General features: G+C 51.8%; 9 protein-coding genes. 4 read left to right on the forward strand and 5 right to left on the reverse strand.

Annotated elements, in window-relative coordinates:
• The first annotated feature begins 611 nt into the window (after positions 1-611).
• The gene (locus H5P27_RS06115; protein ID WP_185659483.1) at positions 612-7313 is read left to right on the forward strand and encodes a PKD domain-containing protein; all 6702 of its coding nucleotides are present in this window, start codon (positions 612-614) and stop codon (positions 7311-7313) included.
• 71 nt (positions 7314-7384) lie between these two features.
• Entirely contained in the window at positions 7385-10519 is a 3135-nt protein-coding gene (locus tag H5P27_RS06120) for a S8 family serine peptidase (RefSeq protein WP_185659484.1), read from the forward strand.
• 687 nt (positions 10520-11206) lie between these two features.
• On the opposite strand, the gene H5P27_RS06125 is transcribed toward H5P27_RS06120, so the two are convergent.
• The 3 genes from H5P27_RS06125 to H5P27_RS06135 all read right to left on the reverse strand — a co-directional run bounded on the left by H5P27_RS06125 (position 11207) and on the right by H5P27_RS06135 (position 13107).
• On the reverse strand, positions 11207-12403 hold the full coding sequence (locus tag H5P27_RS06125) for a metallophosphoesterase family protein (RefSeq protein ID WP_185659485.1): 1197 nt from the start codon (positions 12401-12403) through the stop codon (positions 11207-11209).
• Positions 12404-12568: 165 nt separating this feature from the next.
• Positions 12569-12766, reverse strand: coding sequence for a hypothetical protein (locus H5P27_RS06130; protein ID WP_185659486.1), 198 nt, complete (start codon positions 12764-12766; stop codon positions 12569-12571).
• The gene (locus H5P27_RS06135; protein WP_185659487.1) at positions 12763-13107 is read right to left on the reverse strand and encodes a CHC2 zinc finger domain-containing protein; all 345 of its coding nucleotides are present in this window, start codon (positions 13105-13107) and stop codon (positions 12763-12765) included. The genes H5P27_RS06130 and H5P27_RS06135 overlap by 4 nt, the downstream gene beginning before the upstream one ends.
• A 307-nt stretch (positions 13108-13414) precedes the next feature.
• Between H5P27_RS06135 and H5P27_RS06140 the strand changes: the two genes are divergently transcribed.
• Positions 13415-13939, forward strand: a complete 525-nt coding sequence (locus tag H5P27_RS06140; protein WP_185659488.1) for a hypothetical protein — start codon at positions 13415-13417, stop codon at positions 13937-13939.
• A 74-nt stretch (positions 13940-14013) separates the two neighbouring features.
• Here the strand turns inward: H5P27_RS06140 and H5P27_RS06145 are convergent, their stop codons facing one another.
• Positions 14014-14589 (reverse strand): hypothetical protein, encoded by a 576-nt coding sequence (locus H5P27_RS06145; protein ID WP_185659489.1) that lies wholly within the window; start codon positions 14587-14589, stop codon positions 14014-14016.
• A 208-nt stretch (positions 14590-14797) separates the two neighbouring features.
• On the opposite strand from H5P27_RS06145, the gene H5P27_RS06150 reads away from it, so the two are divergent.
• Entirely contained in the window at positions 14798-15376 is a 579-nt protein-coding gene (locus tag H5P27_RS06150; protein WP_185659490.1) for a hypothetical protein, read from the forward strand.
• A gap of 25 nt (positions 15377-15401) precedes the next feature.
• Here H5P27_RS06150 and H5P27_RS06155 read toward each other — a convergent pair whose 3' ends face one another.
• Complete coding sequence (locus H5P27_RS06155; protein WP_185659491.1) at positions 15402-15629, reverse strand: hypothetical protein; 228 nt, start codon at positions 15627-15629, stop codon at positions 15402-15404.
• Positions 15630-15752: the final 123 nt, after the last annotated feature.

The following is a 15752-nucleotide window of genomic DNA, read 5'->3' on the forward strand; positions in this document are numbered from 1 at the left end:
CGGCGTTAAAATCCGCTACTGCCCGTCGAATCATAAGTAAAGCGAAGGCAGTCCTCAAAGAGAGTAAATCAATGAAGGTCCCGGAAGTAACTCGCAGAAATCTGCCATGAATATGGGAGATGAAATGATCTAATCATGACATGCGAAACATCTCATAAAGATTGTATAACCTACTTAGAGTAGTATAGCCTCTTCTGTGGTGATATCTCAATAATTGTTTATTATTATTACTGCGGTTGGCACTGAAAAGCAATCTGCCAACTGAATCAAATAGCAAAGAATTTGGCCTGTTTTTCACCTCGACGTAGAGGAGGAGAACAAAATTGGAAAAGGGAATGAGTGCAAAGGACGCGACAAATGAGATGCGTGGTCTACATCTATATTTTACCTATATCCTCACATCGATCTAGATGATGTAGAATTGCATCTTATGCGTTCTATAACCCCTAGGGTATTATACTTTATACTCCTCTTCAAGTCCTAGCCTAACCAGCTATTGCCCATAAGTTTAGCCATTCCACCTAGGAGTGGCTTCCTTGTTTTACGCACTACCCCTGCAACCTCGTGTTTTTCCTAAAAGTTGCCGCGTAAAAACCGTTCCCCTTACAAACATGCGTAATACAACGTATATTCTGATAGCGATTGCCCTTGGATCGCTGGCTCTTGTCCTAATTCCCGAAACGTCTCAGGACAAGACCGGCCCCGCTTCAATTATCGAGGGCGAGATACGCTATGCCTCAACTCAAGCATTGCCTCAGGACCTCGAAGAGATCCGCCCAAGTTCTAGAATTCCCGCGCCTGCCCCGTTCTCCTTCTCAAATTTGCGGGAGACTGCGATTGAAGACTGCGAAAGTCTCACGGCCATTTTGGACAAAAGCGATAGCGCCATTGCCGACACCGCTTCCAATAGGGCGAGCGCCCAAAAGCGTCTAGCCGCTTTGCAATGGCTACTCGACCATGACACGGATACAGCCGCCAGACTTGCATTGACTGAAACACAAAGGGCGAAACTTCCCTCAATCTGGGGAAGCAATCTAGTCGAATCCCGAATCCGTCAAACAGCCTTTATCAACGTGTTTCCGATCGATTCCGTAAAGGGGACAATCGTTACCGCCCGCACTGACGAAGGCAGCCTCCAGTTCCAGCCGGGATACCCGATCGCCGCAGTGTCAGGAACCGCTGAAATCGACTACATTGAAACCGAAGGAAAAACCGCGCTCGTTTCCGCTGTATCCGAATTGGATCCGATCGAATTTCCCCAAAGCACTACCGTGCAAAGCGACTTTGGATCCGATGTCGCCGAAATCACATCGGCGGCGAGCTCGACCTCGACATACAACAAGCTTGTTCACGTTCGGTTTTCGGACCAAGACGCATATACCGTTTCCGATACCTCGTACATAGACGAAACATCCGCTTTCCTCTACGAAACGTCCCTTCAGAAATACGCCAATGGGGTAACGGCGGATACCGCGGTCTACGACTTGCCGCAAACCGCGGACTACTACTCCTACCATATCGAAGAGCTTCTTTCCGACGTCCGTTCGGTCTACCTGGCCGAAACAGGCAACTCGATCGAATCATACAACGTAATAACCTATTTCCCGGCAAGCGACGCCTTTACCTTCGAGGCTACCGCCTCGATCGACGGCAGCGACGTCCTCCTAAATGGAGCGAACACCTTCCACCAGCTTTCCCATAACCTAGGCCATCTCCTTGGCCTACATCATGCGGAATCGGCCAACTACCCAGGCGGCGTTTCCGAAGAACTCGGAGACAACTTCGACGTCATGGGCAACGGCCAGCAAAGCACCGACCTGTTCGGCGTCTTCAGCTTGCTCCGCAGAGGCTGGGTAACCGAAAGCCAAATCGGCATAGCGGGCGAGGGGACCTATCGCATCTACAACAGTGAAGCCGTAGAGGCCAAATACTCGGAAAAGCTGGGATACCTTGTCCAACGCGGGGAGGGCGCCACTTACTTGGTTTCCTATCGAGCCGTCAATTCTCCCGACTCTGCCTACATCCAATGGGTCAAGGACTCCGAAACCGCCAGCTACATCGACGCTCCAATCGTAGGCGAACCCTTCCTTAGCCACAACCGAGACTTCAAGGCTACCGTAACCGACAGTGGCGGGGCCGCTCCTTACAACTGGATCGACGTCCAGGTAGAGGCCTTCGATCCAATCCCCCTGGATACTCCAGTCCTTACAAGTCCCGATACGGCCAATGCCCGCGAATCGGTTAGCCTTTCGGTTTACGTGCCCAACCATGAGGAAGAAGACATCCTCTACACCTGGGAATTCGACGACGGCCAAACCGCCTACGGATCTGAAATTTCATGGGTATTCGCAGCCGGCGGATCCCGAACCGTAACCGTAACGGCTTTGGATAGCTCCGGCGCCTCCTCTTCCGTCTCCAAGACAATCGAAGTATCCGACCCTCTCTCCACCTTCACATCCTTTTCAGGATTTCCGGAGCAGGCCAATTCCGTCACCTTCGTCGGGCCGGTACACACTGCCTTAACCTCAGAGGGCGCCGTATTCACTTCCGCCGACGGACAGCAATGGACCCGCGAGGGCAGCCTTCCTCAAAGCCAAATCTATACAGGCTATCTGACCGCTTCCAACGGCGACACTATCGCGGTCGCCACGCAAAACTCGGAAACGCTTTCCCAGAGCATAGTAGCGTCTAGCGACGGAGGCCGAAGCTGGAACACCGCCGACCTATCGATCCTCTCTGCAGGCGAAACCATTGCCGCCATCGAGACTTCTGGAGATTCCTTCGTCATTGCCACCAATACGCTTCTGGATAGCTCATGGGCGATTGGAATCTACTCAAGCGACAACGCCCTAAGCTGGACTTTGAAATCCACGATTTCGAGCTCGGAGCCCGCTGAGAGCTTAGACAACGCCAACGGCCATCTCATAGTAACGGGCGACAACGGAGCCCTCTACGCCAGCGACAACCTTACCCTATGGGTAGACCTTTCCCTCCAAAACGGGGAAGGCCTTGAAAGCAGAGGAGTCGCCAGCAACGGAACGCGAATTATCGCCCTGCAAAGCGACGCCATCTTTCAGACTCTCGATTCAGCCTACGATTGGGATATCCTCAGCCATTCCGCACCGGTAAGCTTTGGAGATCACGTAGAGTCTTTCCACAACCTTTGGCTTTCGATCGGAGACGATATCGCAATCGCCACCGAGAACCTCACGACAAGCCTGCCCGAGAGCTGGGGCGTCTACAGCGAGATCCCAGGATCCATTCGCAAAACCCACCAAGGGCGAATCTGGGCCTACGGAGATCAATACTCCTACTCCAGCGAACCTATCGAAACCTTTACCGCTCCATCCGTTAGCCTTACCGCCTCCGATACAGGCTTAGCTCGAACCAATATCGAAGCCAGCGCCTCCGGAGCTGACAGCTACGCCTGGAAAACCGCGCAAGGATGGAAATACGGAGCTTCCGTAAGCCTTTCGTTCCCGATTGGAGGAACCAAGCAAATCGAAACATACGGAACCCAGGGCGAGGCAACTGCCTTGGCTACCTCGGATATCGAAATATCCGACCCATTGCTCACTTGGAACTTGGCGTATGAAATGGGAGACACCCCCATCTCCACCGCTAGCCAAACCGGATCGTTCAATTCCGCTACCACAGCCTACGTCCTAAACGGAGCTCCCTTCAATCCGGCCAGCTGGGAAGGAAACGACCTTGGACTAGACCAGATCGACCTGTTCAAGAACCTAAACGGAACCTATTTCGCGGCCGGCCTCGTCGACGGCACGCCATCGTACTGCTACAGCGAAGATGGAAGCAGCTGGACCGCTCCCGTCGCGGCTCCTTTCGCCATAGTCGACATTGCCTGGATCGAAGGTAAGGCATTCGCCATAGCGGCGGATGGCCAAACGATGACATCTGAAAACCTGACAACATGGACAGGCGGAGCCATCCCCGGGCTAAGCTCGGTCAAGGCTATCGCGTTCGATGGCGATATCGCCATCATTATTGGAAACGATACATGGATAAGCGAAGACTCCGGCGCCTCATGGACCGCTCGCTCAATTAGCGGACCAAGCAATTGTTCGGCCCTTATTCCTACCCAGTCCGGATTCTATGCGATCGCGGACGAAACCCTTCGCTACGACCTTACAACCGAAAAATGGGAAACAACGGAGCTTCCTGACGGAATATCCGACATCGTATCCCTAAACGGCGTCTACTACGCCTTGAATCCCACAACCGACGAGCTCTACGCTTCTTTCGAAGGGATTCACTGGGAAAGCGCCGACCTGCCGATATCAATCGCGTTCCTAAGCGCCAACGGCGACACCTTGCTCGGAGCATCCTCGGACGGCAGCATCTATGCAGCCGGCGAAATGGGCGTCCCTCCCTCCATTACATCCTTCACAATAGGACAGGGCGCTAGCTCCACGTACCACGCATCGATCGGAGTGGATATCGAAACCTCGGGAGTTGCTACCCACTACCGAATTTCAGATTCCAATGTAACAAGCTACGACTGGATCGAGCTCGAAGACATTTCCAACTTGTGGCTATCCGAACCTTTCGGAACCAAGACCTTTCACGTCCAAGTTGCCGGCGACTGGGGCGTATCCAGCCTTGCAAGCACCTCTATCGATTTCGTGGACGGGCCCCCCGCGGTGGAGACCATAAGCTTCTCCGAAGCGGTCGATTCAGTGGTAACCACCAAATACCTAAGCCTCTCTTTCGCCACCAACAAGGCGATCGAAGAATACCTGATAAGCGAAGACCCAACCTTCGATGGAGCAGAATGGCTAGAGTACCAAAGCGACATGTCCTTCACCCTAAGCGAAGGCAGCGGCCTAAAGACAGTCTACCTTAAGGTACGCAACGAAAACGGAGTATCTGAAACTCAATCCTTGGAAGTAACCCTTGAGGCGAATCCTCCTGTAATCGATTCCGCTTCATACAGCGCCGCTTCCAATCAGACCGAAAACTCTATAGAACTCTCGTACCAGTCTAGCGGATACACCGAATACCAAATCAGCCTGGAAAACGACTTTTCCGAAGCCCTTTGGACTGAAATGCCCGAAGACGGCATCCTCACGGCTACCTTCCCAAGTGAAGATGGCTCATACTACGTTTACGCCAGGCTGCAAAACGAACATGGCGTCTCGGATCCCTATGAGATTCAAATCGATCTCGATATCCCTGATCCCGCCATACTCACGGCAATAACTTCGCCTGATTCGGCATCTTCACAATATGTAAAAATCTCCCTCGAGGTAAGCGGAGACCCAAGCTTCGAGTTCATGACTTCAACCGATGAAACCTTTTCGGACGCCTCTCCCGCAGACCTACCTTCCGACAATATAGTCATAGCAACCCTTCCGGGATTCGGGCGCCACCAGGTATACGTCAAAGTCTGGAACTCGTTTGGAAGCAGCCAGGATAGTTTCCTTATAGACTATGGCACGGCTGCAATCCTCGAATCATTCACCGCACCATCCGAAACAGATAACGAGGCTATCACTCTAACCCTCGAATGTTCGGGAAGCGGCAATATCGAATATCAAGCCAGCCTCGACCCTGACTTCGCGGGCGAACAATGGCTAAGCCTGCCCGAGAATGGCTCAATCGCATTCAATCTGCCAAGTTACGAAGGCGAGCATACCGTCTACACTCGAATCCGGAACGCTTTCGGACCGACGGAAGCCCTGAGCTCGACTTGCGCCCTTCGCTTTCCCGTTCCATCGATAGCTACGCTCTCCGGAACCGAAACTACCGCATCGACAGTCAATACGCTTTCTCTCGAGTACGACTCTCGCCTGCCAACCGAATACCAAATCAGCCTAAACGGCGATTTTTCGGACTGCGAGTGGATAGAAATGACCGAAGACGGGACCATCGAATTCACATTACCTGAAGCCGATGGAAACTATTCAATCCACACAAGGCTAAGAAACGCCAATGGCGTATCGGGAACCTCCGTACATGAAGTTACATTGAACTTTCCGGAACCCGCTTCGCTCCTTGGGATCGCATACGAGTCCATCGCCTCGAGCAAGACCGTCACCCTCGAGCTCGAACTGGAAGGAGACCCATCTTTCGAATACAAGCTCTCCTATGACGAGGACTTCTCCGATTGCGAATGGGCCGAACTCCCAAGCGATTACATTATCGAAGCGAACTTGCCCGACTCCGGCGACCATACCCTTTGGGTTAAGCTGAAAAACGATTACGGAGAGAGCCAAGCTCTCGACGCGACGATACGCTACGGATCCCCCGCTATCCTTACATCCATCGATTGCGAACCTTCCGGATATAGCAACCTTGTGGAGCTATCTCTCGAATACGAAGGAACGGAAACCTTGCAATATCAAGCCAGCCTAAGCGACACCTTCGAGAATTCCTCATGGCTAACGTTCGAAGGAGACGGCTCCTTAGACTACGTTTTGCCTACGGAAATTGGCAGCTACGAAATCTACGTCCGCCTAAGGAACGGCTTCGGCAATACTCAAACCTTAAGCTCCCAGTACGAGCTTATCGCCGCGCCAACGCCACCTCCCGAAATCGTTTCCATCGCTACTGGCGAGACTTCGGAATCCACGGATATCAACCTGTCGCTCCTTTACGAAGGGGAGGGGACCATCGAATACGAAACAAGCTTCGACCCTAACTTCGAAAACTGCTCCTGGGAACCTTTGGATTCCACTGATATCCCGATCGAGCTACCGGCAATTGCAGGCATCCATACCGTCTATGTCAGGCTGAAATCCGAATACGGCGTATCTGAAATTCAATCTTCAGAGGTTGAATTGCTCCTGGCCCCAACCATTACCAGTTGGGACCTGTTCGACAATCAAGGCATGCCCTACGCAAGCGGTAGCGTACACTACGAGGGTTCAGGAGAGATTGAATACACGATTTCATGGAATCCCAAATATCTCGATTCAGGATGGACTACCCTTAGTTCGAATACGATCAGTTGCGATCTGCCTGACAGAGTAGGAGCCTATACCATCTATATCAAACTCAGGAACGAGATCGGCGAATCGCCGCTCGCTAGCGCCAGCGCTACCGTAAAGTCCCAAGAAGACCGAGAATCAAGCCTGATTCCGCCCTCAATCCGCCACCTTGGCGTATTGGGCAACGAGCAACTTGTCGAAATTACCGGCCTCGAAACCAACAACCGCTATATCCTCTACGGCAGTTCGGACCTGCAGGAATGGTCGGAGATAGAAACCCTTCCAGTCGAAAATCCAATCACAAGAACCATACCAATCAGCAATGCCTTCCTAAGGGTAACATGCGAAAGCATCCCTGACTAAAGGCCGATTGGAACCACATCCATTCGCCGCTATCGCGCCTATGCCGATAACGGCCCCTTTCCCCTTACAAAATGAAATTCTCACGCATCCTATTAGCAACCGCGACCCTCTTCCTTCTGGGCGTCGTAGCCTATAGGCTTACTTTAAATACGACTAACGCGCCCAATGGGCACGCTAACGTATCCACGGTAACCAATTCCGAAACCCTAAATCCGGAAACGAAGCTTCCTGTCGCTAAGGTTACGCCTTCAGCCCCTAAAGCTATTCAATTGCCCGCTGAGGCAATGAGCTATGAATCCCTTCTGGATGCTTTCTCATTCCTTCCGGAACAGGCAGAGCTAGCTCCTACCCAGCCTCAAGACTCTGAGCTTCAACAGATGATTGCCACCGAAATGGGCGCTCCCCATTCAAGCGAAAACGTTATTGTATTCCTCGACAAGCGTACTGCTACCGCGCCCGCTATAGCCTCGATCGCAAAACGCTGCGAAATCGCATCGATAACCCGTTTCGAAAACCTAGGAGGCGGCATGATCCTAAGCCTTCAAAGATCTCAGCTCAGCCCCGAGGTCGAAGAGGTTTTGCTAGCATTCGGTGAAAGCGGACTTACCCGTTCCATCGAAACCGACAAGCTTTCATACATCCAGGAAGCCACTGCTCCGAACGACCCAAATTTCGACTACCAATGGGGACTCGACAACCAAGGAGTACTATTTCCCGGAGCTATTGCCGGGTCTGACATAAACGTCCGCGAAGCCTGGGACTACCAGACGAGCTCCAAGGGCACCATTGTCGCTATCGTCGATACCGGCGCCTTAACCACCCACGAAGATCTTCAGTCCAATATTTGGTCAGGAATAGGCTACGACTACGAAAGCAACGACTCCGATCCAACCGACGAGCACGGCCATGGAACCCATGTTGCCGGCATCATAGGCGCAGTTACAAACAATGGCCTCGGAGTTTCCGGCGTAGCTCAGGAAGCCGATATGATGATACTGAAAGCTTCCGGCTCTTCAGGAGGAATGCCGCTCTCAGTCATCCTAAACTGCTTTAGCTACGCAATCGCCAACGGCGCCTCCATCGTCAACGCAAGCTTCGGAAGTACTAGTTACTCTTCAGTTCAACAGGAGTCTATAGAAGACCTACGAACCGCAGATATCATCCTTGTAGCTGCCGCCGGCAATTACACTGCCAATCTCGATAACGAGGGATTCTACCCAGCTACTTACGACCTCGACAATATCGTCACAGTCGGAGCCAGTGATTGTGACGACCAAATTGCTGACTTCTCAAATTACGGATCCACCGAGGTCGATATATTCGCCCCAGGCGAAACAATCTATTCCACCTACTACACCGGAACTTCCAAATACGGCTTCAAGAATGGAACCTCCATGGCAGCTCCTATGGTAACAGGAGCATTAAGCCTTATAAGGGCAAACAAGCCTAGCCTAACCTACAAGCAAACCATCGACTTCCTTCTCGAGAATTGCGACGAAGTATCGGCACTTACTCCTTATTGCATCTATGGACGCCTCAATGTCGGAGCCGCCATCGCCGCCTCATCCGCCTACGTCCCGGAAGCGCCTGAAGGCAGCGACCCTTTGGATTTCGAGCCCGACTCCAACGATCTCCTTTTGCTAACCGAAAGCGCTATAACTAAATGGAGTATCGACGAAACCGATACCTTCCAAGGGTACGCTTCCTTGGACGGAGGAGAGATGGGAGAAAACTGGGAACCCGTCGGTTACGGCAACATCGACGCCGACATTGAAAAGGAAATCGTTTTCCACAACACTTCAGATGGCCGCATCTCCTACTGGAACGTAGATACGGGAGCCTTCCAAAGCAGCGAAACGCTGCAATCCATCATTACCGCTTCCTACAGTACTGAAGGCCTCTCCCTCCAAGCCGCGCTCGACATAGACGAGAACGGAAGCCTCGACCTTGTATGGAAAGACGCCTCCAACCATATGCAGGTTTGGATGATGGAAAACAGGGCCCGGCTCAGCCAGCATACCGTTACCAGCAACGAAGGATATCCGCTCGCCATTCTATGGAACCAAATAGAGGATCTAAACGCATCCAACGGAAAGCTTACGTTCCTTACTGATCTCAACGGTACCGATCACCTGGTCACGAAGCTTGACTCGAACCTCTCCGTAGAAACGCAAAGCCAAGTCGAAATCAGCCATCGGTACGGAGCCCTGAAAGCCTTTATGGACTTTAATGGCGACGGGCACCGAGACGCCTACTACTACCAAAGGCAACAGGGAAGGGGACTAGTCTTCTACATGAACAACTACGAACCACAAAGCTTCCAGTACGTAAAGGACGCCAACAACGACCTTTCCCAATGGATACCCGCCGCTGTAGCCGACCTTGACGGCAACAGCCAGGACGAACTGGTCTGGCAACATGTCACCACAGGTGCAATCCGCTATACCGATAACCACTTGGATACGGAATCGTTCTCAACCTACCCGTCATATTCCCAATCGCTAACCGATTCGGAGACCGCCCAAACGATCAAAGGCTCTTTACTAAAGGGATTTGCCGATCTCGACGGGGACGGAAAAAGCGACGCGCTTTTCTCCCAAAGAGACGGCAGCGTATTCTCAATGTCAGTAACCTCCGAGAACGCCTTCGCTCTATCGCATGTCGCGGAGGCAGACGGCTCATTCGGAACGATATCTACCGAAGATCTAGTGATTAGCGGAGACGTTGCAGGAATAGCCGATATCGACCTAGACGGCTACCTTGAAATCCTTGGAAGCGATTCCGAAGGCCAACTATACTCGTACACGATATCCGGATCTTCAATCACTAACGCCAACCATATCGACGGCACCACGCTACCAGCTGGGGCAACCTTGGTTAAGCTAATAGACTGGAACGAAGATTCGTTCCTGGATATAGTTTGGGCCGATGCGGATGGAACCCTGAAAGTCTGGATTCTCGAATACTATACCCTGATCGACGAGGAAACTATCCTCGACGAAACAGGATCCGAGTTAGTATCCCCGACAATCCACGACATATACCCTCAAGGATCCGGCATATTCAAAATGGCCGTATCTCATTCGGGATCTCTCGAATACTGGACATTCGATTCCGTAACCAACAGGAGAACGTCTCAAACACCTGCGCTCGACTGGCTAGGAGACCCCCTAAGCTTAACGAGCCAATCGTTCCCTCAATTCTAAATAGCAAAGGCACGGCCTTGTACTGGTAAAGAAACCATGTCATTCGCTGGGTTTCTTTGTTTCCATTGACTGTACTTAGTCGGCTTTAGTGCAATGTATTCAACCGACTCCTGGGTAGGGTCCGCACGCCAAGAATTGTCTTAGCAGACCGTATGAAGGTCTTTTAGGGCCCCAAGAGCTTCTTAGAGCGACTTTGCGATCGGAAAAGACTAAATACCGATATACTAATGGAAATTTTTGAACATGTATAAATAAAAACACTACGATAATGGTTGTCCTGTCTTTGAATTTTATTGGATGGATTATGACTGATTGCTTCGGTCTGGATGAAAGAAGCTAAGCCCAGCGTAAGATAACGAATTTCGCCCTGTGTGCGATCAATTCTATATCTAAACGAGTAACAGGTTCGCACTATCCTAGCAAAGACATCGAATCCTATAAGTCGTTGCCCGGTCGCCCTGTTTAGCTGTGGGATCAATTTAGTCTGCCTAGAACCCGTAATCAGCAACCAGCAACCGAATCAGAACCACCCACCCGTCGCGCCGAGCTCCATCTCAAGAAAAAGAAAAAGGGGAAAAGAAAAAGAAATGGAGAGCCTAGCTTGGCAGGTGGCCGTTAAGCCGTGGTTCGAAAGGAAGGGAGAGCGGACCGTTGGGCGCGGCCGCTCTCCGGGTTTGTATCGGATCGCTAGCTACAAGCGTCCCGGACGGCGTTTACGTGGCCCTCGGCTTGGGTTTGCTTCGTGTGGGCCAGGGGCAGGAGCCAAAAGCTTCCGTGCTGCGAGACGTTGTTGAATTTCGTACCGTTGTCCCGGTCGTAGCCGTAGCCCTCGTCGTGTCCGAAAACATGGTAGCGCGGCGCAATCCAACGGACGCGTTCCCGCAGGATCGGGCATCCCTTGTTGGTTCCGGGAATCGAGTCGTCCAGAATCCCGAACGGCGGCATGTGCGTGGCTAGCAGGTCTATATCATCCGGAATCGCCTCGGCTGCCGCAAGCGTCTCCTCCGCGCTTCGCAGGCCGAAGCGCTCGTTTTCCAGGCGGGAGAAGAAGGATGCCCCGTAGATCTTGAACCCTCCGATTTCGGCAAGCTTGCCATTTAGGATTTCAAAACCCTCGATCGCTTCCGCGCCCTGGCTGGCGGCCTCCAGCAAAGGGTAGTCGTTATGGCCGGGCACGATGAACTTGCGCTTGAAGTCCTGTCTGGCGAACCAGGCCTTGAGGCGCTGCAACCCGGGATCGGTTTCGCCGGACGCGTAGAAGTTCCCGCAATGGATGAGGGCGTCGCCGCTCAGGTCGAACCTGTCGTTCAGACCTGCGGTATCGGAGAGGACCGTGAAATCGATGTAGGGGTTGGTGTTGGTATTGATGCATGGAAACGGATCGGGTTTCGGCGGGGGCAACGCGGAAGCGGGAGGCTCGCGATCCTCCCGAAAGGCCTCCAGGATCGCTTCGGTATCCGGATTCACGCTTTCCTCTTCGCGAATCAGATGGGCGTAGGTTTCGAGATGGGACTTGGCCTGATCCAGACGCCCGTCGAAAGCCAGCATGCGGGCGATTTCAAGCTCTAGCTCGGCCTGGTCCTCACAAGTCTTGAAGGCTTCGTCGATGCATTTGTCCGCCTCTTCTTGCCGGCCCAGCTTGCGATAGGCGTAGGATAGGCTCATCCGGGCCCTTGCGCATTGGTCATCGTGCTCGATATGAAGTCGAGCCACGAAATCCAGAAGTTTCCAGGCTCGGGCCCTTCTGGCTCTGCCCATTACCTCGAAGCTTGGCTCGGGATCTTCGAATACGATCCCTGCGTACAGGTATTCGATCTCTTCCTCGTTTAGCTTCGTCATGGCTCGCAGATCGTGGTCCTGGTATTGTTTTATTGATGTTAACATGTCGTGTTTTCTAGGTAAGGAAAGGCCCCGGAGCGTCGCGCGCTTCGGGGCCTTTAATTGTCTTTTGGTTTTCGGAACGCTTCGTCAGTCAGATTGTTTATGGACGTCCGTTCCTTAGCGTTTCTTTGTTTTATGTATAATTGGGGTTTGTGTTGCCGACGGCCGCTACTTGGCGGCCTGGATTCTGGCCAATGCTTGTTTCACCTTTAACGGATCGTAGCGCACCAGGCGTCCGACCTTTAGCGAGGGAATCACTCCCGAACTTCGCATACGGCTAAGCCATTTGAGCGAGGGCCGGGAATGTTCGTCAAAAAGCGTTTCGAGAAGTCCGGAACCGTCGACCAGCTTGTTTCTTCCGCTCATAATCCCTTGTCCTCCCGTTTGCTTTCCGAACCAGGCAAGGAGGGGGCCTTCGGTGGAGGATCGCTCGTGAGCCGCTGGCCGTCGCTTTTGGCCAGCCGGGCAACGGCCTCCTCGAAACCGATCCCGTCCGTAGCCATGACCCAGTCTATGACGTCGCCATTTTTTCCAGTTTTCAGGCAGCGGAACCATTGGTAGGTGCCGGAGACCACCAGGAACTTATCCTTGGCTCCGTTTGTGAACGGGCTTTGGCCAAAGTAGAAGTAGTCCTCCTCCTGGTCAAGATTGACGGTTTTCCGAATCGTAGTTACGATATCGATACGAGACTTGAGGTTATTTATCATATCTCGAGAGAGCATTATTGTCCTTTTGTTATATGTTGCGCCGCTTTTGCGGCCTTGAGGGACGAGCGACTTGTCGCGAGGAACGCCATTCGCTACCAGTAGCCCCATATTCAAAAAACAAGGAATGTTGGAGCGTAAGCCCCAGCCAAAGGCTAGGGCTGGCGCTCGTTCGCCCAAAAATAATTCAAGGACAATAGAGGACTTAAAGGGACTCTATCGGACTCTAAAAGACTGTAGGGGAAATTAGGATACGGACCCCAAAAAAACCGTCTGGACAGACTGCCTAAAATGGATCTAGCGGTTGGGTATGCAAAAGATAACTGATTACGAAACAAGCAGGCTAAAGGCGGAAAGGGTTTTGGGAAAACTGGATCTTGCTGCCGTATTCAAAAGCGTATTTCCAGACTATGAAAACCATTACAAATCGACCGAGAAAGAGGACCGAGCGGGAACGGACTATTTTGTTAATTGCCGCTCGGGAATGCGCAAAGTCGACATAAAGCTGATGCTCAAGAAATCGCCTTGGATTGGATCCCGCTGCGACAACCTTCCAGTAGAGTACTGGTCGGTGAAGGAGAGGGGAATAAGGGGGCTCGAGGGCGATGCCGACTACGTCATATGGCTGTACGCCGATACTCTGCGTGCCGTCTGCGCGCCACGGAAGCAGCTACGTAACTACATAGACCGGCATCGCCTCGAATGGACATACTTTTTAAGCAAAGGTGAATCGCGAACACGTTTGTGTAGTGGTTACGAGTATACTTCGACTTTCTTTTGGGTGCCTGCTTGGGAGATTGAGAAAATTGGAGGTGGTATACTAAAGGTTGCTTAACGCGTGCTACTGCGAACTTCGTTTGCTGTTTTCAGAAGTTCTAGAACCAAAGCGATTCGGAAGCACCAAGTTTATTATGTTTCTTCCCGAATCTGGTGTAGAAAACCAGGTCGCTCCAATTCCTCAAAAACCTTCTCCATGGTTTCGCTATTAATTTCCAGAATGGATTTGAGCCAAACGATCTCACGCTGAATGCGGACTCTTTGGTCCTGTAGCGTTTTGATCTCTCTCCGGCAGCTTTCGACTGTTTCGAGATCCATTGTTTTAAGCGAAGTATGCACGAGATCGTTGCGTTCATCGACTAGCTTCCTCATGCGTTCAGTGACCTCCTCCTTCGCCTCGCCCTCGAGCTTAATACGAAATCCGGAAAAAATGGTCGTCTGGCTTGTGTTGTGATTCGCTAGCTCTGCCAATTTGGAATCTATATCAGATACAACCTTATCGAAGAATCGAGTCGAAATGCCGCCGAGTGTCTGCTGCTCGGTTTGCGGTTTTGAAATTTCTTCGCCCTTAATTTTGAGGTCCGATTTGGATACCAAGTCCTTGAGCAGTATCTCTAGTAGCTGGAACCTCAGCAGGTTTTTTCCGATCTCTTGATAAAGCAGATTGCGCAGTTCTCGCATCTCCTCTGTTTCGGGTGTCTCGCTCATTGGTTACTGTCTCCTTTATTCGATCCCAAGGAATTGACGAACTTAGCTGTCCGCTGGCACTTAGTCGAGATTCCCTAGAGAACGTTAGTGCGCCTTCAAGGTGAGCTAGCTCGTGCTATCGAAGAGTTCCGCGGAAATGACTTGGTTGTTATCACAGTTACTCAGCCAGAATCAATGTTCTTGAGGCTCGTTTAGAAGTAATAAGTTATTGCAAAAAGATAATGCAATAACTTATTACTTATTGATCATGTCTCCGAACAGGGTAGCTCAAACAAGAATACGTCGAAAGAAACCAGCCACTTCGAATGTCTCGGTACGCATTCCGTCGGAGTGGGAGAGCAAATTGGTGGAAATCGAGGTGGCGACGTTGCTGGATGTTAGTGCTCTGGTTCGAGTTGTTTGTCACAGTCTGGCTAAAGGCCTCGAAGAGAGTAGAACTTATGTTCTGCTGCCTCCAAGACCTCAGCATAGTCTGCAGGCGACATTGAGCGTGGCTTTGCGTACCGAGACCCTGGAACTGGCGAAACAGAGGATTGAGAAATTTGAGGCCAAAAATTTGGTACGACTTGCTGTGGCCCTGCTTTTCCGAGTGTTTGACTCTGGAGCTATCGTTATCCCGTTTCGTTGCGGGATCTCTGGCAACGCGTTGCAGTTGTCGAACATCGAGGCGCTAGGTAATGCTCAACCTACGCCGACCTTCAGCCGCAGCCTCGGACTGAAACTATCTTTCAATCGACGCTTAGTTATGGGACCTGGACAGACGGAAGTCCCGAAGGTTGAAAACTAGCTGAGAGTACGCAGGTTTAGCGGGACTAAATGTTACCGGCCTTGCAGTCCTCCTTCAAAAAATGTAGCTCTAAGGTTTCATGCATGGCCTTCAGTAATGAGGGATCCACGTCCGGTGGGACTTTCCCTTTTAGCAGCGAGTCGACAAGTTCCACGCGGGCCCTAGCGCGTTGCGCTGCCAGCTTAGCGCGCAACTTTGCTTTTTTGCTGTTCAGGTTTTCGATTTGCTTTTTGATGCGATCCTCGGCTTTCATTGGTAGTGGGCCTCGACTTTGGCTCGGACTCGCTCGAAGGATAAAGCTCGGTCCCGGTCAGTCATTTTAGAGTCGATCAGATTAAGGACCTCGGCCCCGATTTCCCTCGCGTAAGCTAGTTTA

This window comes from Pelagicoccus albus, from assembly GCF_014230145.1.
GTDB classification, from domain to species: domain Bacteria; phylum Verrucomicrobiota; class Verrucomicrobiia; order Opitutales; family Opitutaceae; genus Pelagicoccus; species Pelagicoccus albus.